The organism is Fictibacillus macauensis ZFHKF-1 (assembly GCF_000269865.1).
In the GTDB taxonomy this organism is placed as follows: Bacteria; Bacillota; Bacilli; order Bacillales; family Fictibacillaceae; genus Fictibacillus_C; species Fictibacillus_C macauensis.
The window spans coordinates 163,066-183,605 of sequence record NZ_AKKV01000021.1; the positions used below are offsets into that span (position 1 = coordinate 163,066).

Below are 20,540 nucleotides of genomic sequence, written 5' to 3' on the forward strand. Positions count from 1 at the left end.
AAAACGAAGCATGTGCGCAACTGACACATGCTTCGTTTACGGTTAATTGAATTTTTTAAGAAACGTCTTAAATGGTGCGACTTCTTCACCATCTTTTGTATATTGAGGGATAAAGGTAACGATTTTCCCTTCTTGAAACAAGCCGATAATTTTCTTGTCTTTCCCATTGCTATGTACGTTGAGCAGCGTCATCGCATACTCATCTTCGCCTTTTTCATTATTTACGGATTTTTCAACCGTTACTTTCGTAATTTTTGGCGCTTTTTGTTCAATGAGCTGTTTAAAAAGCGCTTTCGCTTGATCTGTAACATAGTCTTCAACAAATTGTTCTTTCTTCTTTTGATCCGAACTGTTTAGCAACCCAAAAAATTCTTTTGAAAGCTGCTCTTTCGTTTTTTTCTGAACCTCTTTAGGAGAAGCTTCTTTCGTTTCACGATGAGCTGCGTTTGTTTTTGATTCCTCTTTTGCATTGCCACAACCACTCATTATACTTGCTGTCAGGGCTGCGATCATGCTTGCTGCGATCCATTTTTTCACGAAAAACACGCCACCTTATTCATTATTTTCCTTATCGTACCACAATTTCCTTCTTCTTTAACATCCATTTAAGATAATTTTAAGATTTATTATTGTAATTATTTAAATATTTTTTTTCGTTAAAAAAACGCAGCTTATTAAAAAGCTGCGTCCTTCTTTTTAAGGCTTTTCTATTTCTTCTTTCCACCATAGAGCTTGTTTTGGTTGAAGTGTATGAAGCTCTTCTTTCTTTTCAATTGCTGGTTTAGAGCCTCGTAAAGAACGACCTGCTGTTTCTTTTACAAAGAATAGCATGACAACTAAACCAATGCCACAAACTACCATTAAATAATAAGCTGGTGCCATTGAATTGCCTGTCTTTTTAACAAGCCAAGCTAAAATAAGTGGGGCTGTACCACCAAATAAGGATGTTGATAAATTAAACGTAAGTGCCAATGAGCCGTACCGAACCTTTGTAAAGAAAAGAGAGGGTAACAGCGACGGTAAGACGCCTTCAAAGGCTGCACACATAATTCCTAATAACAAGACCCCGCTAAAAGTCGGCACAATAGAAGCTGTTCCAAACATCATAAAGGAAGGAATGCTTAAAGCAATTACACCTATTAAGGCCGCAACAATTACTTTATTCCGTCCAATTTTATCACCGAGATAGCCTGATAGTATAACGAAAGGAATCATTACAATCATGACAAATAAAATAATGACTAACCCTTTTGATTCACCAAATCCCACTTGTTCTGTTAAATAAGAGGGCAAGTACGTAAATTCAAAATATGTCATCGTGTTAAAAAACAATACGATCCCCATAGAAATCAATAATTCTTTCCAATACGTTTTAATAATATACACAAAAGATACTTTATTCTCTTCTTGCTCAGATTCTTGCATTTTCTTAAAGGCTGGTGTTTCTTCCAGCTTTGAACGGAAGTATAAGCCAACGAGTCCTAATGGAGCTGCGACGAAAAAAGGAATTCTCCATCCCCAAGCTAACATAGTATCTGATCCAAGGGTAAGCGTTAAGATCGTTACTAATCCTGAACCACAAATGTAGCCAATTAACGTCCCGACTTCTAAACCACTTGCTAAAAAACCACGTTTCTTATCAGGTGAGGATTCCGCAATAAATGTCATCGCACCGGCGTACTCTCCTCCTGTAGAAAAACCTTGAAGCAGTCGAGCGGTAAGTAATAATATAGGAGCAGCAATACCAATCGATGCGTAGCCTGGAATTAGACCGATACTTAAAGTAGAAGCTGCCATCATAATAAGCGTTATCGCCAATACTTTTTTTCGACCGAGTCGATCACCTACTAATCCAAAGACAATCCCACCAATTGGGCGCGCTAGAAAGGCGACAGCGAAGGTAGCAAAAGAATAGATCAACTGAAATCCACCGCTAATTTCAGGGAAAAATACCTTCCCAATAATAACGGCTAAATAAGAATAAATGCCAAAATCAAACCATTCCATTGCATTTCCTAAAGCTGTACCAAATACAGATTGCTTTGCGACTTTTGCATCTACAACAGTCACATCTTTTTCTGAGAGTCGTTTTTTACTTTTTCGTTCCACGCACCCTACCTCCTCCTGTCGTATTACTAGCTAGTTCCCTATCCTTTCATACTTCTAACCTGTCTATTCTTGGTATGTGTTAAAAATAATGGCGAATCGCTTCCTTTACGAAGGGATCCCAGTTTCGTCTCAATGTCTCGTTAGATAGAAAGATTCCTAGTAAACCAAGCACTAGAATGCCATTTACCTAACGCAAAAAAAATAGCAGACCGACGAATCGGAGCTGCTATTGCTTAAAATTCTATTCCTTTGATGGCGGGTATACCTTCATCATAGTAATGTTTAACAGGCTGCATTTCTGTAACAAGATCGGCAAGTTCAATTATTTCTTGCTTTGCGTTTCGTCCCGTTAAAATAACATGCATGTTGACGGGGCGATTACGCAGTGCTTCTATTACTTCCTGAAGCGGCAATACATCATCAATTGGAAATTTTTCTATACTTAATGCATTATTAATTTCATCCAGTATTACCACATCATACTCCGAATTGTTAAGCTTTTCTTTTGCTAGTGACCATGCGTTTTGCAACGCCACACGATGTTCTTCCGGTGTTTTTGTCCACGTAAATCCAACGCCGCATTGTTGCATTTCGATACCAATCTTATCAAATAAAAGCTTTTCACCATACGTTCGAGATGGCGATTTAATAAACTGTAACATACACACTTTTTTACCTCGCCCTACTGCTCGAATGGCTAAACCGAGAGACGCTGTCGTTTTTCCTTTACCGTCTCCTGTATAAACAAGTGTCATCCCTCGCATCGCACGCTTCCTCTCTCTTATGAACTCGCCATGACTTCACGATCGAACCAACGAATCTTCTCACGCAACTGCACGACATCTCCAACGATAAAAAGTGCTGGATGTGAAATGTTCGCTTGTTGTGCAACGTGTTCAATTGTTTCTAAATTACCGGTTACCGTACGCTGTCGCTTCGTTGTACCCCACTCGATGACTGCAGCCGGTGTTGTTGATTTTTTGCCATGCTTTATTAATTCCGTACATATATGATGCATATTGCCAATTCCCATATAAAAGGCAAGCGTATCGCTTCCAAGTGCAAGCGCCTCCCAATGAATATAATCTTGTCCCTTCTCTTGACGACCATGTCCGGTTACAATCGTAAAAGTCGTTGCATGATCACGATGCGTAACGGGAATGCCCGCATAAGCTGGTGCCGCAATACCCGCTGTTACACCAGGAACAATTTCAAAGGGAATTTCATGATAAGCAAGTACTTCCGCTTCTTCGCCGACACGTCCAAATACACACGGATCGCCACCTTTTAAGCGCGTAACAACTTTCCCTTGTAACGCTTTTTCTACTAACACATCGTGAATCTGTTCTTGAATCAGAGCATGCTTTCCAGGAAGCTTCCCGCAATAAATAAGCTCTGCATCCTTTTTTGCGTACTCTAAAAGTTCCATATTAATTAAGCGATCATACGCAATAACATCCGCCTGCTGAATACACTCCATACCACGCACGGTAATGAGTTTCGGATCGCCCGGCCCTGCTCCTACTAAATATACTGTTCCTTTATTCATGCGCTCCGTCTCCTTCCTTACACCACACTTGAAACAAGCGCTCTTGTTCTTGTCTCGATTGTTGCTGAAATTCTTTATCTAGCAATCTTGTTAATATTTCTTTGCGTTTCGCTTCCTGTTGAATCGTTTCTTTTACCGTTTGTCTCGCTTGCGCAAGAAAATCGAGATAGGCAGCAAACTGAGCATCATACGTTGCCGCTAGGTCTTTCGTTATTTGCTTTGCAACACCAGGACTAGCACCGGTTGTTGAAACCGCAATGGTTAGTTTGCCACGCGTCATGCGCGCCGGTACGGTGAAATTCCCAGTCTCTGGAGCATCCACAACACAAAGTAATGACGAAGACGCCGTTGCCTGTGCTACCGCTTGATTCACAGTCTCGTCATTCGTTGCTGCTATAACAAGGAACGCATGAGTAAGATCACTTGTTTGAAAGTTACGTCTTTTCCATAGAAGTTCCTTTGCGTTTGCCCATTGTTCTACGTCAGCAGAAGCTGTTGGACTAACCACCGTAACGTTTGCACCTGCTTCTTTTAAACATTTGATTTTATGTGTAGCAATGCGTCCGCCTCCAATAACGACAGCTTTCTTGCCTTGCATATCTAGCATGATTGGATAGGGCTGACTCATACAGAACTCCTTTTTAGCATCCTGTTCTCTTGATACACACGCATATGCTCATATAGTTTATCCATGTTTACATGCGTGCGAACATGATCAGCTAACGTGTTAAAACTTTCTTCACGAAGTTCTAAAAAACGCAATGGTTCTATCTTTTTTGGTGCACCTTTTTGCACACGAAGTTGATTTAATAAGGCAAGACGAAATTCATCATTATGAAAAAGATGATGAAAGTACGTACCAATAATTTGTTCCGTTTCGTTTTTCACACCATCTAAATGCCCGTTTTGCGTTTGAATCCAACGATTGGCGTCATCATCAATGACCGATTGTCCCATATGTATTTCGTAACCGTTAATCTCATAATGCTTTTCAGCAAACAAAGCAACGCCTTGTGAACGAACTGTCGTTTTCTCTTGTAATAACGTTGTCGTAATTGGCAACAGCCCTAAACCACGTTCTTCTTCGTGCGTTGTTTCCACATGATCTGGATCACGTACAATCGTTCCAAGCATTTGATAGCCACCACAGATGCCAAATATTTTTGTTTTGCCTTGATTCGCTAACTGCAGAATTTCATCGTACAAGCCTGAATTCTTAAGATGTTGTAAATCCTCAATCGTATTTTTACTGCCGGGTAAAATGAGTAAATCGGGCGAATGAAGCTCTGACGCTTTTTTTACGAAGCGAACCGAACAGTCCTCTTCGGCAAAGAAAGGATCGATATCTGTAAAATTTGAAATCATCGGATATTGAATAACAGCAATGTCTATTAATTTTTGCGCATCACGGTGTTGTTGATAACTACTGAGCACAACAGAATCCTCTGCCTCAATTGTCAAATTCGGAATATAAGGAATGACGCCAAGCACCGGTACGCCAGTATACTCTTCAAACCATGACAGTCCTGGTTCTAAGAGGGTTACATCGCCACGAAACTTATTGATGACCACCCCAACAATTCGTGCCCGATCTTCCTTTTCCACTAATTGGAGTGTACCTACTAGACTAGCAAACACGCCACCTTTTTCGATATCACCGACAAGAATCACAGGTGCATCAGCCAGCTGTGCTACTTTCATGTTGACAAGTTCACGATCATTCAAGTTTATTTCTGCCGGACTTCCCGCTCCTTCAATTACGACACATTCATATTGTTCATAGAGACAGTGAATAGCTTCTTCTATTAAACGCAACCCTTCATTATAGAACGAGCGACGATAGTCAAAAGCATTCATATTCTTATACGGCTTGCCGTGTACAACAATTTGCGAATCATTTTCACGACTTGGCTTTATAAGAATAGGATTCATATATGTCGTTGCCTCAATACCGGCAGCTTCTGCTTGCACTCCTTGAGCCCGACCGATCTCCCTACCATCAATCGTAATATATGAATTTAATGCCATATTCTGCGATTTAAACGGAGCTGTTCGGTAACCATCTTGTGAAAAAATGCGACATAGTGCCGTTGTAATCACACTTTTACCTGCGTCAGAATGAGTGCCTTGAACCATAATGGAAAGAGAATCACGCATGTTGTTTCCGCTCCTGACAGACTTTCATCCAATTTTCTACCATTTCTGGAGAGGATGCGAAATGAAAATGTGCGTAACCGGCGACAAGGTTATTCACTCGATACCCTTCTTTTTTCACACCACGCATCCCTTTCGTTTCATACGCATAGGTCAAGTCTTCCGTTGCTTGAAACGTTGAATAATGAAATTCATGGCCTTTCGCTAGTTGACCTTGCTTCAATAAAAAATGCTCGTGTTCAACTGTAATTTCTCGATAACCGAGCGCAGCACGCTTACGTTGCATAACAGCCGTCCCAGGGATGACACCGACCATTTCATGCGTAGCTCCATCGGTCGTTTGAATGGCTTCTGTTAAGTACATAAAGCCACCGCACTCTGCAAGGGTAGGAATTCCGGCCTGAATAGCTTGTTTAATTGATTGTTTGACTGCTGTCATTTGCGACAATTCTTTAGCGAACTCTTCCGGAAAGCCACCGCCAATATATAGTGCTTGTGCATCTGCTGGTACTACTTCTCCTTTTAACGGGGAAAAGAAGTGAAGATGTGCTCCGTACGCTCTTAATAGTTCCAAATTCTCTTCATAATAAAAGTTAAAAGCAGAATCACGAGCAACCGCTACGTTTACAGGAGGCATGTCACGTGTTGCAAAAAGGGACGAGGGCTGCTCTGTAAGCGCTGGTGCTTCGGCTAGTTGAAGCAACAGATCAAGATCGATGGTTTCTTCCACTAATTGTCCGAGCTCATTGAAGAAAGGATCTAAATCACCTCGCTCAATGGAAGGTATAAGACCTAAATGTCGCTCAGGAATGTGCAATGCCTCATGACGACTTAAATAGCCAATCACAGGTACATGACATTCTTGCTCAATCGCTGTTTTCACAATGTTAAAATGACCTTTTGAACCAACTTTATTGGCAATGACACCCACAATGTTCGGACCCGTAGCAAGCATTTGAAAACCTTTCACAATTGCCGCTGCACTGCGGGCCATACTTGCACAATTTACGACTAGAATGACGGGACTTTCAGTTAACATGGCGACCTCAGCTGTGCTTCCAGCATTGGTTCGCGGATCTTTTCCATCAAAAAAGCCCATTACGCCTTCAACAACGGCAATATCAGCATCCACTTGTCCACGGTGAGCAATCTCCATAACCGCTTCTTTTGAAGTCATCCAACTATCAAGATTACGTGAAACACGTCCCGTTACTGCTGTATGATAGGTTGGATCAATATAATCTGGGCCACATTTAAAGCCTTGAACAGTTAACCCACGCTGATGCAATGCCTTCATAATGCCGATCGTTACTGTCGTTTTACCAACACCGCTTCCTGTTCCAGCAATAACAATGCGCTTATTCCCCATACTCGTACTCTCCTTCATTCGTGAGAAATGAGTCCAACCGAAATCGTTACATTTCCTGATTTTTTCTTAACAAGTTCTAACGCAGAGGCGCCACTTGCTAGCTTAGCAGCCGGTTCACTAACTCCATAAGCACCTGTATATTTATAAACGGTTTGTGAAGGGTCTTCAATCGTAACCTCATTAAGTTGTTCCGGTGTATAGCACGTAAAGTCCCAGTTAAAGCGCGCCACCGTATCAAGCAACCCTTGTTCGTCACTCTTCAAATTAATGGTGGCAATTCCTTTCACACTTTTAATAGAAATACGTAATTCAGTTAACGTTTCCTCAATAACCTGTTGAATTTCTTCTTGTGACGTGCCACGATTACAACCTATACCTAGAATCACGACTTTCGGTCGATACAGAACGCCATTGGTAAGAATGCCTTGTTCCTCTTGCGTTAATAAGCGATGTGTAATAACGAGTGCCGCATCTGGCTTATGTTGCAGTGCCTCGGCAATTGAAGGAACTGTAAATAAATGGGCAGGCATCGGACGATCTTGCTCCCACCACCCTTTTTCCCCTGATTCTTGAACAATCGCTACCCGTTCTTCATTAACTACTGAAGCCGAAACGGGAGTAAGCTTCTCTGCGGAATCCCATACCCAACCGAATCGTTTTCCGAACAGATCAACAGGAATTGTTTTCTGCACATCTGATGCGGTCGTAATGACAGGAGTTGCTCCTAGTAGCGCCGCAATTTCCTTTGTTAGTTCATTAGCACCACCAAGATGTCCAGAAAGAACAGAGATGGCATATTGGCCTTTGTCATCTAGCACGACCACACCAGGATCGGTTTTTTTATCTTTTAATATGGGTGCAATCATGCGAACGACCGCACCGAGTGAAATAATTAAGATAATTCCTTTATATTCTTTAAAAAGAGCAGGTAACAGTAAGCGCACACTGCCTTCAAACAGTTGAATGTGCTTTGCCGATTCGTCTCCTTTTTCAAACTTTTTCATATAGTACAAATCAGTCTGTTGAAAAACGCCTTGTAATTTACGAGCAAGCGCTACCCCGTGCTTTGTAATAGCAACGAGCGCATAATCATGTCTCGTTACGACGTTAGGCACACTTCCTTCTAGTAGCACATGGTTCATGATGTAACTCCTTTTCGGAATCCGTGGGTAAATGTTTTATCATAAAGCTTGGAGCGAAAATCCTTTTCATGAATGTGCTCATCGAGTGCCCAACCCGCTAAAATCATTACTTGCTTTCGCATCCCATTACGCTTTAAGTCTTCATCTAATTGCTCAAGCGTCGTTCGGACAATTTTTTCATCTGGCCAGGTTGCTTTATACACAGCAGCTACAGGCGTATCTTTACTCCAGCCTGCTTCTAAAAACTCATTAACGATTTTTTTCGTAAGCGTGGCACTTAAAAAGAGCGCAATCGTACAATGATGACTAGCCAAATCTTTTAATTTTTCCCGATCCGGCATTTTCGTACGACCTTCTGCTCGTGTTAAAATAACCGTTTGTGTTAAATCAGGAACCGTTAGTTCGGCACCGATCGCGGCAGCGGAGGCAAAGACTGAGCTGACACCAGGAATAATTTCTACATGTACACCTTGTTGTTTTAAGAGCGTCATTTGTTCAAGTGTTGCGCCATAAACAGCGGGATCACCGGTATGAACACGCACAACTTTTTTTCCTTCTTTTACGTAGGACACCATTGTGTTGACCATTTCTTCTAAGTGCATTCCAGCCGTCTTAATTACTGTCGCATCTTCACGACTTTTTGCAATCAGTGCTTCACTTACGAGTGAATCTGCATACATCACCACATCTGCTTCTTGCAACAACCGTAACCCTTTTACTGTAATTAAATCCGGATCTCCTGGACCTGCTCCAATAATTGTTATCTTCATTATTTTCTCACCACCATTAATGTTAAGTATTCAAGCTCTGCATGCTCTAGTTCATTTATATCCCAAACCACTTCTTCATCAGATGTTACTTTTGTAACGACTTTTGCTTTGTCCATTAAGTTCAATTCACGCAACACGTTAAGCATAAGCGGCATTACTTTCGCTACTTTAATAAAAAAGATGCAATCATGCTCCACAATCGCTTTTTTCATGGCTTCATAATCATCGCGGGCCGGAATAATTGCAACATGATCATCGCCTTCTGCTAGGGCAAGACCTAGTGCAGAAGCTGTCCCATTAATGGAAGAAATGCCGGGAACGGTTTGGATTGGAACGTCTGGATGACGCTCTTTCATCATGTTCATCATATGAATGAACGTACTATACAAAAGCGGATCGCCCTCTGTTACAAAGGCAACATCTTTTCCTTGTGAAAGCTTGTCATAAACCGTCTCCACAGTATGGGACCATTCGCGTTCTAAAATGACTGGATCTTTTGTCATCGGAAAAATGAGGCCTAGCATTTCTTTGCCACTATCTTTTAAATACACATCTACAATCTTATGCGCATAACTTTTCGTACCTTTGCGTTTTTTCGGATACGCAATAACGGGAGATTCTTTTAATTTACGAAAAGCTTTTACGGTTAATAGTTCTGGATCTCCTGGGCCCACGCCAAGTCCATATAATGTACCTGTCATCCTTCTTCTCCTACTTTCTGAGTTGCTTTAATAATATAAATAGGATTTAATCCTTCAAATCGCGTTAAATTAAGAATTGGCTTACTTCTGGAAATTTGTGCAAGCGTCACGTTTGTTTCATAGTTACGTTGTTTAAAAGCCTCAAGTGCTTGAGCTAAGTTTTCAATCGTCACCGCATTTAAAACAATTGCCCCACCAGGCTTTAGACGACTGCAGCACACATCAAGAATTTGTTCCATTCCGCCTGCTGTTCCACCTATAAAAATAGCATCTGGATCTGGAAATTCTTCAAGACGTTCGGGGGCTTTACCACCAATTGCCGTAATGTCAGCTCGAAACTTCTTCATATTTTCATAGCAGTTTGCTAAGTCCTGCTCATTTTTTTCGATAGCAAATACCGCGCCTTCTCGTGCTAATTTTGCAGCTTCAATCGCTACAGAACCCGTACACGTTCCAATATCCCAAACCGTACTATCTTCTCGAAGAGCAAGGGCACCAAGACTTAAGGTGCGAATTTCTTTTTTCGTAATAAGTCCTTTATCCGGTTTACGTTGTGTAAAGGCTTCATCTTCCATACTAAAACGCCAAGAAGGTCCTTCTGTTTCTTGCTTTAAGATCACGACATTTAACGATGAACCCTGCCACTGAGTCATATCCTCTAGCGTCATATGCGTACAACGCTCTGTTTCGCCACCTAAGTTTTCAGCTACAAAAGCGCTATATTCTGTCATCCCAAACGAAAGCATATAGTCGGCAATGGCAGCTGGAGAATTTGTTTCATCCGTTAATAATGCAACCTTTTTCTTACCATCCACTTTTTGTGCCAATCCTTTTATTGAACGGCCATGTAAACTAATTACGCGTGCATCTTGGTGACTTTCTTTCATTTTGGCAAAAGCCAGTTGCACCGAGCTTACATACGGATAGATATCGACATCTACGCGCTGAGCTAAATAGTGACCAATTCCAAAAAAGAGCGGATCGCCACTAGCTAAAACAACAACGTTTCGCTGTTCGTTCTGCAACTGAGCTAAGAGCGCCTTTAAACCACCTTTAATTACTAGCTTTTCCCCTTTATAGTGGGGGAAAAATGCTAAATGACGTTCGCCACCGACGAGCAACTCGCTGTCTTCAATCATTTGTAAATAGGGAGGCAATAAATGATGTATTTCATCGCCCATTCCAATTACTTTAATGCTCGCTGTCATGTTGTACCGCCTTTCCTAATAACTCACCTTTTAACGTATAAAGACTAGTTGAAACAACAAGTCCACCTTTCATTTCTTGCCATGCATGTTCATTACAACTGCGACAAAGTTCCTCAAAGAAGGCAGTTACACCATGTTCAGCCATTAACTCGCCAACCTGAGAGGCTGTATTTGCTTCTTTTACCTGCTGAATAAGCTCTATAGCTGCACCTGCTCGTTCAGCTACTTCTGCTAAAAACGCAAAGTTAATTGGCGCGCTTTTGGAATGAACCATCATGACACCTTGCGCAACTTTAGAGAATTTCCCCATCATACCTACTAATGAGACTCGCTTCATTCCTTGGCGTTTGCACTCTTTTAACGTAAAACCAACAAAGTCACCCATTTCAATAAAAGCTTCTTCCGGAAGTTCAGGATATTCTTTAATACCATACTTCTCGCTACGACCACCGGTTGTGATCACAACATGCTCACAACCGCTCGCTTTTGCTACCGATAACGCTTGTACGATACTCGCTTTGTACGCAGCAGACGAAAAGGGAATAACGATTCCCCTCGTGCCGAGAATCGATATACCCCCAATAATGCCTAAGCGACCATTTAACGTTTTCTTGGCAATCTCTTCCCCAGCCGGTACAGAAATGACGATTTTAACGCCGCGGTTACACTCATGAAGCATCAGTACTTCATGAGCCATTTCGCGTAACATTTTACGAGGCACAGGGTTAATGGCCGCTTCACCGACAGGGATCGGCAGACCTGCTTTCGTTACGCGTCCAACACCTACCCCACCGTCAATCACAATAGTGTTATCTTCATGCCATGACACTTCTGCTAAAATAAGCGCTTGATGGGTCGCATCAGGATCATCACCAGCGTCTTTAATCGTACCAGCTACTACCGCTTCGTCTGAAACTTCACATTGCTCCATTTGAAACGTTGCGAATTTCCCTACAGGCAAGTAAATCGTCGCTTCCGTTTGTGGCTCTCCTGTAATTAACGTTATTAATGCCGCTTTCGCAGCAGCAGTTGCACAAGCTCCTGTCGTATAACCTTGCCGAAGATTCTTCTTTTCTTCAGCACCTGTCTTACTTTTCATCATTAAACCTGTTCAGCGAGAAGAGAAATAGCATTCAGTGCCGCTACTGTTACCGTACTACCACCTTTACGGCCGATATTCGTAATAAATGGAATATCTAGCTTTGCAAGTTCTTCCTTCGATTCTGCTGCCGACACAAAGCCAACTGGCATTCCAATTACAAGACCAGGCTTTGCTTCTCCTTCTTTTACAAGACGAATAAGTTCAAGAAGAGCGGTAGGTGCATTGCCAATCGCATAAATGCCGCCGTCTGCTTCTTTAATCGCCTTACGAATGGAAATGATGGCTCGCGTTGTATTTAAGCGTTTCGCTTCTTTCATCACATCATCATCAGATATGTACACGTTTACTTCACCGCCGTACTTTTCAATGCGGTTTTTACTTACGCCAACTTGTACCATTTGCACGTCAGCAACGACTTTCTTTCCACTACGAATGGCTTGAATGCCTGCTGTAATAGCATCCTTGTGAAACAGCATACTCTTACCTAATTCAAAGTCAGCAGAGGCATGAATGACACGACGAACAACCGGATATTGTTCTTCTGTAAAAGGATGTTCACCAATTTCCTCATCGATCATTTCAAAGCTTTTACCTTCAATCTCTTGTGGTTGTACTGTTAGTGGTTTAAATTCTGTCTTAAAATCCATTACGAACGTACTCCTTTCCATTCCCGGGAAATATGGGCAATGACCTCATCATAGTGTGAATATTGATTTTCATACTGTATTTTGGGGCGTTGAATCATAATGACGGTAATCCCCATGTCAAGAGCTGCCTCTACTTTTTCATCAACAGCTCCTTGTTTTCCGCTCTCTTTTGTAACCATCACATTAACATTAAATTGTTGAAACAACGCTTGGTTGAATGCTTTTGTAAATGGGCCTTGAATAGCTACGATATTTTTTTGTGGAAAGCCTAGCGCTTCACATTTTTCCATATTATCTTTCCGTGGCAACATGCGCGCAATTAAGGTCACATCGGGTTGATGTAACAATCGGTCGGTAAACGTTTGCAACGTTTTGCTACCTGTTGTAAGCATGACAACGCCACCCATTTCCAACGCTTTTTGCGCCGCTTCTTCATACGTGCTTACTCCCCAAAGGTGGGGATGCTCATACGTTTGCGTATCGCGCTCATAACGAATATAGGAAATGCCTTTATCTTTTGCACCCGCTATCGCATTCTTACTTGCTTCTTCCGCAAAAGGGTGGGAGGCATCGATAATCGCAGTAATACGATGCTGCTCAATCATCTCGCCCATTTCTGCTTGATTTAAACGACCTACATGCACATCAATGTGCTGATTATTCAACTCAATGGCTGCATTTTCCGTAACCACCGTTGCAAGTAATGGAAAGCCCGCTTGCTTCACTTGGATCGCAAGCTCTCTTGCATCACTCGTCCCAGCTAAAAACAAAATCATACTTTTTGTTCCTCTTCTTCATGATGGTGATGGTGGTGATGATGATGACCATGATCGTGGTCATGATCGTGATGGTGATGATGGTCAATATGCTCCATCGCATCAATACGATATTGACACGTATCACAATTCATTTTCACTTCACCCTGTAGCACTTCCGCAACACGATCGAATAAAATGGTTTCTAGCTCTGGATGAAAGCCGAAATAGTTTGCTAGTTCAAACGTATGCTGCGGATACTGTGTCGTAAAATCATCCACCATTTTTTCCAGACGGTTAATTAAAATGCCAGTAAATAAGAAATAAGGTAAAATAATGACTTTTTTAGCACCTAGTTTCAAACAACGCTCTACGGCTTGGGCAACTAAAGGATCTGTTACGCCCATAAAGGCTGGCTCTACGAGTGTATAGTCTAATTTTTCCCATAGAAGGCGGGCAATTTTATAAAGATCACTATTTGCATCCGGATCACTGCCACCACGACCTAATAAGATGACAGCCGTATCTTTAGCAGGTGCTGCTGTATTCTCACCTAATTCTTCTAACCGTTGTTGTAAAATGGTAAATGTAGCTTCATGAATACCGATGGGACGTCCATAAGCAAAGCTCACATGAGGATAGGTTTCTTTTGCTTCATCGATTGCTGCTGGAATATGAATTTTTGAATGACCAGCTGGCAAGAGCATAATAGGCACGACCGCTACACTTGTTGCGCCTTTTTTCACACACGTTTCAATTCCTTGATGAATTGTAGGTGCCTCAAATTCTAAAAAACACGTTTCCACTAAAAGCGTAGGATCCATTTTCGGTATCATATTTTTTATAAATGACCGAACTTGTTCATTACCTTCTTGATCTCGACTGCCATGACCTACCATTAATACTGCTCTCATTGTTTTCCTCCTTTAATATCTTTAATCGCCACAAGGGGCAGGTTCTAACTCAATGACTGGTGCCATATCTTTATGCTTAAAGCCTTGCACTGATTGAACACGTTTGAAAAATTTAAAGAAACGTTCATTTGGGTGACCTTTTTCTTTATATTCCTCAATAACAGCGGTTACAAGGTTAACAAGATCCTCAGGTTCTACGCCTTCCATTACAGGTTGGGCAGAATGAGCGGTACGGCTTAATGGCTTTCCACCTAAAAACAGGTCAAACTTCCCTTTTCTAAACACGATTCCAATATCTTCTTGAACGCCTCCGTAGCAAGCCATGCCACAGCCATTAAAGCCAAGCTTTAGCTCTTTCGGTAAACTCATACCACCAAGCTCTTCTTGTAACTGCTCAACATAGGGAATTGAATCATGCTTTTCACCATCACAAAAATCACATGCTTTTATTTGCAACACATCGCCCGCTGGAAGCAATAAAAATCCTTCCCGTTCAAGACGGCTCGTAATGACTTCTGGAGTAGCAGTAGAAAGCGATACTTTAATATAATGATGCGGCGTATATTCCATCTCCCCATCATCCCCAACAATTTCAGCCAATGTTAGCAGCTGCTTCGATGTGAATTTTTTATTCACTATACCTGGACTAACGCCAAATTCAAGAATGGATTCCATGCGATTTGAGCGATGTTGTGTTTCTAAGACAGGTTCCGCTTGCTCACCCGCCACGAGTGATAGCGCTTCGGTCGCAAGCGCCAAAGAATCCATCGCAACCGCTTTCTTGTCAGTTGATGCAATTGGTAGCGCTTCCTCTTCTTCGTCTTGTAATGCCCATGGCTCATTTTCTTTGCGCAATCGTTCATGTGGCTTTAACCGTTGTTTCTCTGTATTTAGCGTATACTTACGCTGATATCCTCGCGGTGTAATTAACTTATTGTCATCGTATAAAAAGGTTTGTGAATTTCCAACAATAACAGTCGTTAACATTCCGATATCATGGTTAAGCATCTCTGCTAAATTCGTAATGATCACTTCCTCTCGTTCACGATACGCACTTTTCACAAGACCAACTGGCGTTTCAGGTGAGCGATGTTGCAGTAATATCCGCTGTGCTTCTACAATTTGTCGCGTTCTTCTTCCACTTTTCGGATTATAAAAAGCGATTACAAAATCTGCTTCTGCAGCAGCTTGAATTCTTTTTTCTATGAGTTTCCATGGCGTTAAGTGATCGCTTAAACTAATCGTACACGCATCATGCATAACTGGTGCTCCTAGAAGCGAAGCACACGAATTGATCGCTGAAATGCCTGGAATGACCTCAACCGTAACACCGGTACTTTCCTTCCAGCCTCGTTCCACAAGAACCTCATAAACAAGTCCACTCATACCGTATACGCCCGCATCACCACTTGAAATGACAGCAACTGTCTGACCTTCTTCTGCAAGTTTCACAGCAGCCTGAGCACGGCTCACTTCTTCCGACATGCCTGTACTAATAATTTTCTGATCCGTAATGAGCCCTTGAATTAACTCCACATACGTTTTATATCCTACGATACAGTCGCTCTCTTGGAACGCCTGCTTCGCACGTTCTGTAATATGATCATAGCTTCCCGGCCCAAATCCGATGATGAGCAATTTCCCTTTCATCTTTGTAGCCTCCTTTTTCCACATCTGTCCTCGTTATACCGTTTCTTTTTTCTTATCTTTTTCAATACCGCGCACACGTTCAGTTGAACCTGCACTATGCAGAACTTCTTCACTGTACTCATAAATTAAATGCTGTTGAAGTGGCACGCCATCTCGTAAATGTTCTGTAACGATGCTCCGCGCTATTTGTTCATCTGGCACACTATACCAAGCTCCCTCTGGATAAACAATGGCCACACAAGCATCCTTACAGCGACCATTACAGCGTGTGCGTGTCGTATGAATCGTCTGATCAAGTCCTTGTTTTGTAATCTCATCACGAAGGGCGACAGTAACTTCTTCGCCTCCCTTTTTGTTACAGCTTGAGCCATTACAAATGAGTACATGATGCTTCATACCATTTAAATTCCATGTCGTCATTAAAACCACTCCACTCTATTAAAAGTACAATACAAAAAAGGCGCTCTATGTGCGAGCCCCCTTAATCATTACTTACTATCAATCTCGGAGGTAACACATAGACCGCCTTGCACTATTAGCAAAGTTGATCCGCATTATACAGTCAACGACCTATATCTGTACATACAACATTCTCCCTCCGAGAATTGTATAGCTACTTTAAAAGCAGGTCTCCTGGCTTGCACTTCACTTGAACTCCATCTCCTTCCCGGCCAGTGGCTAGTGGACTATGATAGGTTCATCTGTGCTTACAGTAACGGGGGCTGCACCGGACTTTCACCGGTTTCCCTATTATCTCAATAACATTGAGCACTCTTAAAGAAATATGCAATTTATAAATCTTCTTTCCTAAACCTACTATACTTTCAGGAAATTCACAATAGTTATTTAAAGTAGAGAAGACCAATCATAGACTAGAAAATCCTCCTATAATCGTCGTGATCAAGGATTGTTCTCTTGCAAAAAAATGATTTCTCCCAATCTTCACTATGGAAATTTTATTAAATTTTCACCATTTTGTACAAATAACTTCAAACATATGGTAAAAAGCAGTATAATAAATGGATAGTTTTCTAACGAGCATCTTATTGTTCAACAAATTAAAGAAGAAGGTCATAGATGTGCAGGAGATTAAAGAGTTTTTTTCCAAATTAGATTATGGTTTATTATTTTTTCTGTTTCTATTTAGCATTATTAGCTGTCTTTTTGTATTTAGTGGTCAGCAAACAGGACAGTATGAAGCAAACTTTGTGCCAAAACAAATAGGATGGTATGTCTTTAGTATATTGCTCATGTTAGCCGTTGCCTTTCTAGATTTTGATCAATTAAAACGGCTCTCTTGGTATATATTTGGTTTTGTACTTGTATTTATTATTATCCTAAGATTCTCACCCGAATCAATCGCTAAGCCCATTAACGGTTCAAAGGCTTGGTTTCAACTTCCGTTACTAGGTTCATTTCAGCCCTCTGAATTTATGAAAATTGCCTTTATTATTTTATTAAGTAATATGGCTGAAAAGCATAATGAACGCTACATAGCTCGTACTATTTCATCTGATTTTCGACTTATTGGTAAAATGACCCTTGTTTGCCTTGTTCCTTTTATATTCGTTTATATTCAACCTGATACTGGAATGATTATGTTATATTTAGCGATTATCATTCCTATCCTTATAACATCAGGTATTAGTTGGAAAATCATTGCTGCCGTTGCTGCCTTACCGACCATTATTCTTTCAACCTTACTCGTTCTATACTTTAAGTACAACGATTTTTTTGAATCGCAACTGCTATCGCTCGTTCAAAATCATCAACGTGAACGCATTAATGGATGGTTAAAGCCCTACGAATATGTGAATGAAGGCTATCAAACGAAGCAGGCCATTACTGCCATAGGATCTGGCATGGTTTCTGGAAAAGGCTGGACAGAAGGTAATATGTATGTTCCGGAAGCACATACTGATTTTATTTTTTCTATGATTGGCGAAGATCTTGGTTTCGTCGGAACAGCTGCTGTCGTTACTTTATATTTTATTCTTATGTACAAAATCATCGGTATTGCTCACGGTAGTAAAAATTCCTTCGGGGGCTATATGTGTGCGGGTATTGTTGGAGTATTATCATTTCAAGCCTTTCAAAATATCGGTATGAATATCGGTCTCTTGCCGGTAACAGGGGTAACATTGCCCTTTTTAAGTTACGGTGGAAGTTCGCTTCTATCTAACATGATTCTTATGGGTCTTGTTGTAGGTGTCAAAGTACAAACGCGGAAATTCATGTTTGAAGTCAATGATTTAAAAATGTAAAAAAGGAAAGTCTCTGTATGAAGTGGAGACTTTCCTTTTTTATTTACTGCCAGGCACTCTTTACTTTCCTAGTAATACGCTATAGGTAAATGCCCTTATGAGAGGAGCGTACTGTCTATGAATGAATGCTCGACCTGTAATTGTCTATGCCAACAGTTAGATGCTTCTAAACGAGGGAAAACCTTTTTTATATTTTTACAAGGAGCACTCTTACCCTTAGGGATTAGCATTGCAACGCCTCCAGCATCTACGTTATTTACATTAGTTAGCCATGATGCTTCTTCGTGTTGTGTTATCTTTTCCTTTCTCGGTGCTTCTGGAGAACCTCGCATTCTCATTTTAGACTGTCGACAAATTGCTGCTATTGTTCCTGGTATTCTTACGTAACGATTAAGGGAGGATAAAAAATGAGTGTACAATGTTGTTCTTGCGGAAGTTGTCTTTGTGATTGGTTTCAAACAACACAAGCAGGCACCAACTTTTTATTAATTCCAAAAGCACAAAGCAATCCGTATCCTATTTTATTTACCTTTGTGTCTTATTGCGTAGATTCTTGTTGTGTAACCCTAGAATTTCCTGGGCCAGGGCGACCTGCTATTTTCATTGTAGATTGTTCAAAACTTGCTGGTGTTATTCCTTTAGCTACACCAGCTGACCTTGCCTAACTCGTTACTTCTTGCCAATAGCACCCCTAACCTTTGTCCCGCACTACACCTAAAATAAACCCATCATAACCTTTAATGCCAACGGTTTGTAGCGCCGTTGCCTCAAGTCTACCTTCAGACTGCAACTGTTGAAGAAGTGCTCGAGATCCTATAACACTCTGATCCTTACTTTCTTCGTCAATAACGTGACCTTCTCTAACAACATTATCGATGACGATGATGCTACCTGGCTGCGAAAGCGTAAGTGCCCATTGAAGATAGTGAGGATTATTTCCTTTATCTGCATCAATAAAGATTAGATCAAAAGATTGTTCCTCTTTCGCAGCAAGCAGTGGAAGTAGCTTAAGTGCAGGGCCAACCTTAATTTCAACTAACGAAGCTACGTTTGTTCGTTGCAAATTACGTAGCGCCACATCGGCATGCTTTTGTTCATATTCAAGCGTAATAAGCTTGCCATCCTGCGGTAATGCTCGTGCCATCCAAATCGTACTATAGCCGCCAAGCGTGCCAATTTCTAAAATTCGCTTTGCTCCTTTTATTTTTGCTAGTAAGTATAAAAACTTTCCTTGACTAGCCGACACATCAATAGGTGGTAATCCTGCTTCTCTATTCGCTTCTAGAACCTCATCCATCGCTTCTTCCACCATATGTAGCGACTGCGTTAAATAAGCATCAACGTCTTTCCAAACGTTCTTCACTAAGTACTACCTCCTGTGTAAGAAAGGATTGAAGACATTTTGTATAGGTTTCTCGTTCCTCCGCACTAGGCGCATGGCCAGAATGTTCAAATTCAACAAACTGTGCGCCTTGAATGAGATGCGCAGTTTCCCTTCCGTAATGTGGTGGATTGAGTCCATCATGTTTCCCACTAATGACAAGCGTTGTTGCTGTAACCCTCGAAAGAACTGTTCGAAAATCAAAATGCGTGATGGCATTTTGAGCGGCTTGACGCTCAATCTCACTCCAAACATATACTTGCGGTTCAATTTTCATTGCCCACTCCATTACTTTCTTTACATCATGGTATATATATGGAACAAGATGATTCATGACTTCTTCTTGTGGGATATCATGTAACGTTTCTTTATGCTGTTCGATCAGTTCCGCTATAGATGACGATTGACTGTAGGATTTCGTGACAACAAGAATAAGCTTTTCAATGCGCTCGGGAACTTCAGAAGCTACTCCTTGTGCGATATAACTTCCCATCGACACACCGAGTAGTGATGCTTTCGCTAGATGTAACGCATCCATAAAAGCAATCACATCTTGAATAAGGTCGGAAAGTGTAAATTGCGCTGGCTTTTGGGAGCATCCATGTCCTCGTGCATCGAGCGCAATGACGCGGTAATGAGCTTGAAGTGCTTCTTTTTCTATTTCCATCGTCTGCTGGTCACCACCAAGTCCGTGAAGCAAAAGGACTGGCTCTCCCTGCCCGCATTCTTCATAATAAAGTTGAATACCATTTACTTGAATTGTCGGCATTATTCTACTCTCCTTTTCTTCTCTTTTCCCCACCTTCGACAAGTTTCTCTCAAATC

The 20,540-nt window shown here is 41.4% G+C and carries 22 protein-coding genes and 1 riboswitch; of the genes, 3 read left to right on the top strand and 19 right to left on the bottom strand.

The genetic code is table 11. The annotated features are described in order from the left end of the window. Positions 1-42 precede the first annotated feature (42 nt). The 17 genes from A374_RS05780 to A374_RS05860 form a co-directional block, all read right to left on the bottom strand. The gene (locus tag A374_RS05780) at positions 43-537 is read right to left on the bottom strand and encodes a hypothetical protein (protein ID WP_007201259.1); all 495 of its coding nucleotides are present in this window, start codon (positions 535-537) and stop codon (positions 43-45) included. Positions 538-696: 159 nt separating this feature from the next. Further along, positions 697-2,109, bottom strand: coding sequence for an MFS transporter (locus A374_RS05785; protein WP_007201260.1), 1,413 nt, complete (start codon positions 2,107-2,109; stop codon positions 697-699). 233 nt (positions 2,110-2,342) lie between these two features. Then, entirely contained in the window at positions 2,343-2,894 is a 552-nt protein-coding gene (gene cobO, locus A374_RS05790) for a cob(I)yrinic acid a,c-diamide adenosyltransferase (RefSeq protein ID WP_274517045.1), read from the bottom strand. Continuing rightward, positions 2,891-3,658, bottom strand: coding sequence for a uroporphyrinogen-III C-methyltransferase (gene cobA, locus A374_RS05795; RefSeq protein ID WP_007201262.1), 768 nt, complete (start codon positions 3,656-3,658; stop codon positions 2,891-2,893). Before cobA ends, cobO begins: the two co-directional genes overlap by 4 nt. Further along, complete coding sequence (locus A374_RS05800) at positions 3,651-4,286, bottom strand: NAD(P)-binding protein (RefSeq protein WP_007201263.1); 636 nt, start codon at positions 4,284-4,286, stop codon at positions 3,651-3,653. The genes cobA and A374_RS05800 overlap by 8 nt, the downstream gene beginning before the upstream one ends. After that, the gene (locus tag A374_RS05805; protein WP_007201264.1) at positions 4,283-5,815 is read right to left on the bottom strand and encodes a cobyric acid synthase; all 1,533 of its coding nucleotides are present in this window, start codon (positions 5,813-5,815) and stop codon (positions 4,283-4,285) included. The genes A374_RS05800 and A374_RS05805 overlap by 4 nt, the downstream gene beginning before the upstream one ends. Continuing rightward, the gene (locus tag A374_RS05810) at positions 5,808-7,181 is read right to left on the bottom strand and encodes a cobyrinic acid a,c-diamide synthase CobB (RefSeq protein ID WP_007201265.1); all 1,374 of its coding nucleotides are present in this window, start codon (positions 7,179-7,181) and stop codon (positions 5,808-5,810) included. Before A374_RS05810 ends, A374_RS05805 begins: the two co-directional genes overlap by 8 nt. A gap of 14 nt (positions 7,182-7,195) precedes the next feature. Continuing rightward, positions 7,196-8,323: a cobalt-precorrin 5A hydrolase gene (locus tag A374_RS05815; RefSeq protein WP_007201266.1), complete on the bottom strand. Its 1,128-nt coding sequence runs from the start codon at positions 8,321-8,323 to the stop codon at positions 7,196-7,198. Beyond that, positions 8,320-9,093 (bottom strand): precorrin-4 C(11)-methyltransferase, encoded by a 774-nt coding sequence (cobM, locus tag A374_RS05820; protein WP_007201267.1) that lies wholly within the window; start codon positions 9,091-9,093, stop codon positions 8,320-8,322. Before cobM ends, A374_RS05815 begins: the two co-directional genes overlap by 4 nt. Further along, complete coding sequence (gene cobI / locus A374_RS05825; protein WP_007201268.1) at positions 9,093-9,794, bottom strand: precorrin-2 C(20)-methyltransferase; 702 nt, start codon at positions 9,792-9,794, stop codon at positions 9,093-9,095. The genes cobM and cobI overlap by 1 nt, the downstream gene beginning before the upstream one ends. Further along, positions 9,791-11,002, bottom strand: a complete 1,212-nt coding sequence (gene cbiE / locus A374_RS05830; protein WP_007201269.1) for a precorrin-6y C5,15-methyltransferase (decarboxylating) subunit CbiE — start codon at positions 11,000-11,002, stop codon at positions 9,791-9,793. Before cbiE ends, cobI begins: the two co-directional genes overlap by 4 nt. After that, positions 10,986-12,101 carry a cobalt-precorrin-5B (C(1))-methyltransferase gene (locus A374_RS05835; protein ID WP_007201270.1) on the bottom strand — a complete coding sequence of 372 codons (1,116 nt, stop codon included), beginning with the start codon at positions 12,099-12,101 and terminating at the stop codon, positions 10,986-10,988. The genes cbiE and A374_RS05835 overlap by 17 nt, the downstream gene beginning before the upstream one ends. Before the next feature lie 2 nt (positions 12,102-12,103). Beyond that, the gene (locus A374_RS05840) at positions 12,104-12,751 is read right to left on the bottom strand and encodes a precorrin-8X methylmutase (protein ID WP_007201271.1); all 648 of its coding nucleotides are present in this window, start codon (positions 12,749-12,751) and stop codon (positions 12,104-12,106) included. Beyond that, positions 12,751-13,527, bottom strand: coding sequence for a precorrin-6A reductase (cobK, locus tag A374_RS05845; protein WP_007201272.1), 777 nt, complete (start codon positions 13,525-13,527; stop codon positions 12,751-12,753). Before cobK ends, A374_RS05840 begins: the two co-directional genes overlap by 1 nt. Next, on the bottom strand, positions 13,524-14,420 hold the full coding sequence (locus tag A374_RS05850; RefSeq protein WP_007201273.1) for a sirohydrochlorin chelatase: 897 nt from the start codon (positions 14,418-14,420) through the stop codon (positions 13,524-13,526). The genes cobK and A374_RS05850 overlap by 4 nt, the downstream gene beginning before the upstream one ends. Positions 14,421-14,441: 21 nt before the next feature. Continuing rightward, complete coding sequence (gene cobJ, locus A374_RS05855) at positions 14,442-16,070, bottom strand: precorrin-3B C(17)-methyltransferase (protein ID WP_007201274.1); 1,629 nt, start codon at positions 16,068-16,070, stop codon at positions 14,442-14,444. Positions 16,071-16,103: 33 nt separating this feature from the next. Beyond that, positions 16,104-16,490, bottom strand: a complete 387-nt coding sequence (locus tag A374_RS05860) for a (2Fe-2S) ferredoxin domain-containing protein (RefSeq protein WP_007201275.1) — start codon at positions 16,488-16,490, stop codon at positions 16,104-16,106. A gap of 186 nt (positions 16,491-16,676) precedes the next feature. Further along, a riboswitch (cobalamin riboswitch) is annotated at positions 16,677-16,861 on the bottom strand. Positions 16,862-17,089: 228 nt separating this feature from the next. On the opposite strand from A374_RS05860, the gene A374_RS05865 reads away from it, so the two are divergent. From A374_RS05865 to A374_RS05875, 3 genes are all read left to right on the top strand, one after another. Then, positions 17,090-18,334, top strand: a complete 1,245-nt coding sequence (locus A374_RS05865) for an FtsW/RodA/SpoVE family cell cycle protein (protein WP_156793141.1) — start codon at positions 17,090-17,092, stop codon at positions 18,332-18,334. A 117-nt stretch (positions 18,335-18,451) separates the two neighbouring features. Then, entirely contained in the window at positions 18,452-18,721 is a 270-nt protein-coding gene (locus A374_RS05870; protein ID WP_007201277.1) for a hypothetical protein, read from the top strand. Between the two features lie 20 nt (positions 18,722-18,741). After that, positions 18,742-18,999 carry a hypothetical protein gene (locus A374_RS05875; protein WP_007201278.1) on the top strand — a complete coding sequence of 86 codons (258 nt, stop codon included), beginning with the start codon at positions 18,742-18,744 and terminating at the stop codon, positions 18,997-18,999. 26 nt (positions 19,000-19,025) lie between these two features. On the opposite strand, the gene A374_RS05880 is transcribed toward A374_RS05875, so the two are convergent. Next, positions 19,026-19,697, bottom strand: coding sequence for an O-methyltransferase (locus A374_RS05880; RefSeq protein WP_007201279.1), 672 nt, complete (start codon positions 19,695-19,697; stop codon positions 19,026-19,028). Further along, entirely contained in the window at positions 19,672-20,484 is an 813-nt protein-coding gene (locus A374_RS05885) for an alpha/beta fold hydrolase (protein ID WP_007201280.1), read from the bottom strand. Before A374_RS05885 ends, A374_RS05880 begins: the two co-directional genes overlap by 26 nt. Positions 20,485-20,540: the final 56 nt, after the last annotated feature.

Excerpts from the sequence above, each read along its gene's own strand:
- cobA (WP_007201262.1), bottom strand. The coding sequence starts at position 3,658 with ATGAATAAAGGAACAGTATATTTAGTAGGAGCAGGGCCGGGCGATCCG.
- A374_RS05800 (WP_007201263.1), bottom strand. The coding sequence starts at position 4,286 with ATGAGTCAGCCCTATCCAATCATGCTAGATATGCAAGGCAAGAAAGCT.
- A374_RS05805 (WP_007201264.1), bottom strand. The coding sequence starts at position 5,815 with ATGCGTGATTCTCTTTCCATTATGGTTCAAGGCACTCATTCTGACGCA.
- A374_RS05810 (WP_007201265.1), bottom strand. The coding sequence starts at position 7,181 with ATGGGGAATAAGCGCATTGTTATTGCTGGAACAGGAAGCGGTGTTGGT.
- A374_RS05815 (WP_007201266.1), bottom strand. The coding sequence starts at position 8,323 with ATGAACCATGTGCTACTAGAAGGAAGTGTGCCTAACGTCGTAACGAGA.
- cobM (WP_007201267.1), bottom strand. The coding sequence starts at position 9,093 with ATGAAGATAACAATTATTGGAGCAGGTCCAGGAGATCCGGATTTAATT.
- cobI (WP_007201268.1), bottom strand. The coding sequence starts at position 9,794 with ATGACAGGTACATTATATGGACTTGGCGTGGGCCCAGGAGATCCAGAA.
- cbiE (WP_007201269.1), bottom strand. The coding sequence starts at position 11,002 with ATGACAGCGAGCATTAAAGTAATTGGAATGGGCGATGAAATACATCAT.
- A374_RS05835 (WP_007201270.1), bottom strand. The coding sequence starts at position 12,101 with ATGAAAAGTAAGACAGGTGCTGAAGAAAAGAAGAATCTTCGGCAAGGT.
- A374_RS05840 (WP_007201271.1), bottom strand. The coding sequence starts at position 12,751 with ATGGATTTTAAGACAGAATTTAAACCACTAACAGTACAACCACAAGAG.
- cobK (WP_007201272.1), bottom strand. The coding sequence starts at position 13,527 with ATGATTTTGTTTTTAGCTGGGACGAGTGATGCAAGAGAGCTTGCGATC.
- A374_RS05850 (WP_007201273.1), bottom strand. The coding sequence starts at position 14,420 with ATGAGAGCAGTATTAATGGTAGGTCATGGCAGTCGAGATCAAGAAGGT.
- cobJ (WP_007201274.1), bottom strand. The coding sequence starts at position 16,070 with ATGAAAGGGAAATTGCTCATCATCGGATTTGGGCCGGGAAGCTATGAT.
- A374_RS05860 (WP_007201275.1), bottom strand. The coding sequence starts at position 16,490 with ATGACGACATGGAATTTAAATGGTATGAAGCATCATGTACTCATTTGT.
- A374_RS05865 (WP_156793141.1), top strand. The coding sequence starts at position 17,090 with ATGGATAGTTTTCTAACGAGCATCTTATTGTTCAACAAATTAAAGAAG.
- A374_RS05870 (WP_007201277.1), top strand. The coding sequence starts at position 18,452 with ATGAATGAATGCTCGACCTGTAATTGTCTATGCCAACAGTTAGATGCT.
- A374_RS05875 (WP_007201278.1), top strand. The coding sequence starts at position 18,742 with ATGAGTGTACAATGTTGTTCTTGCGGAAGTTGTCTTTGTGATTGGTTT.
- A374_RS05885 (WP_007201280.1), bottom strand. The coding sequence starts at position 20,484 with ATGCCGACAATTCAAGTAAATGGTATTCAACTTTATTATGAAGAATGC.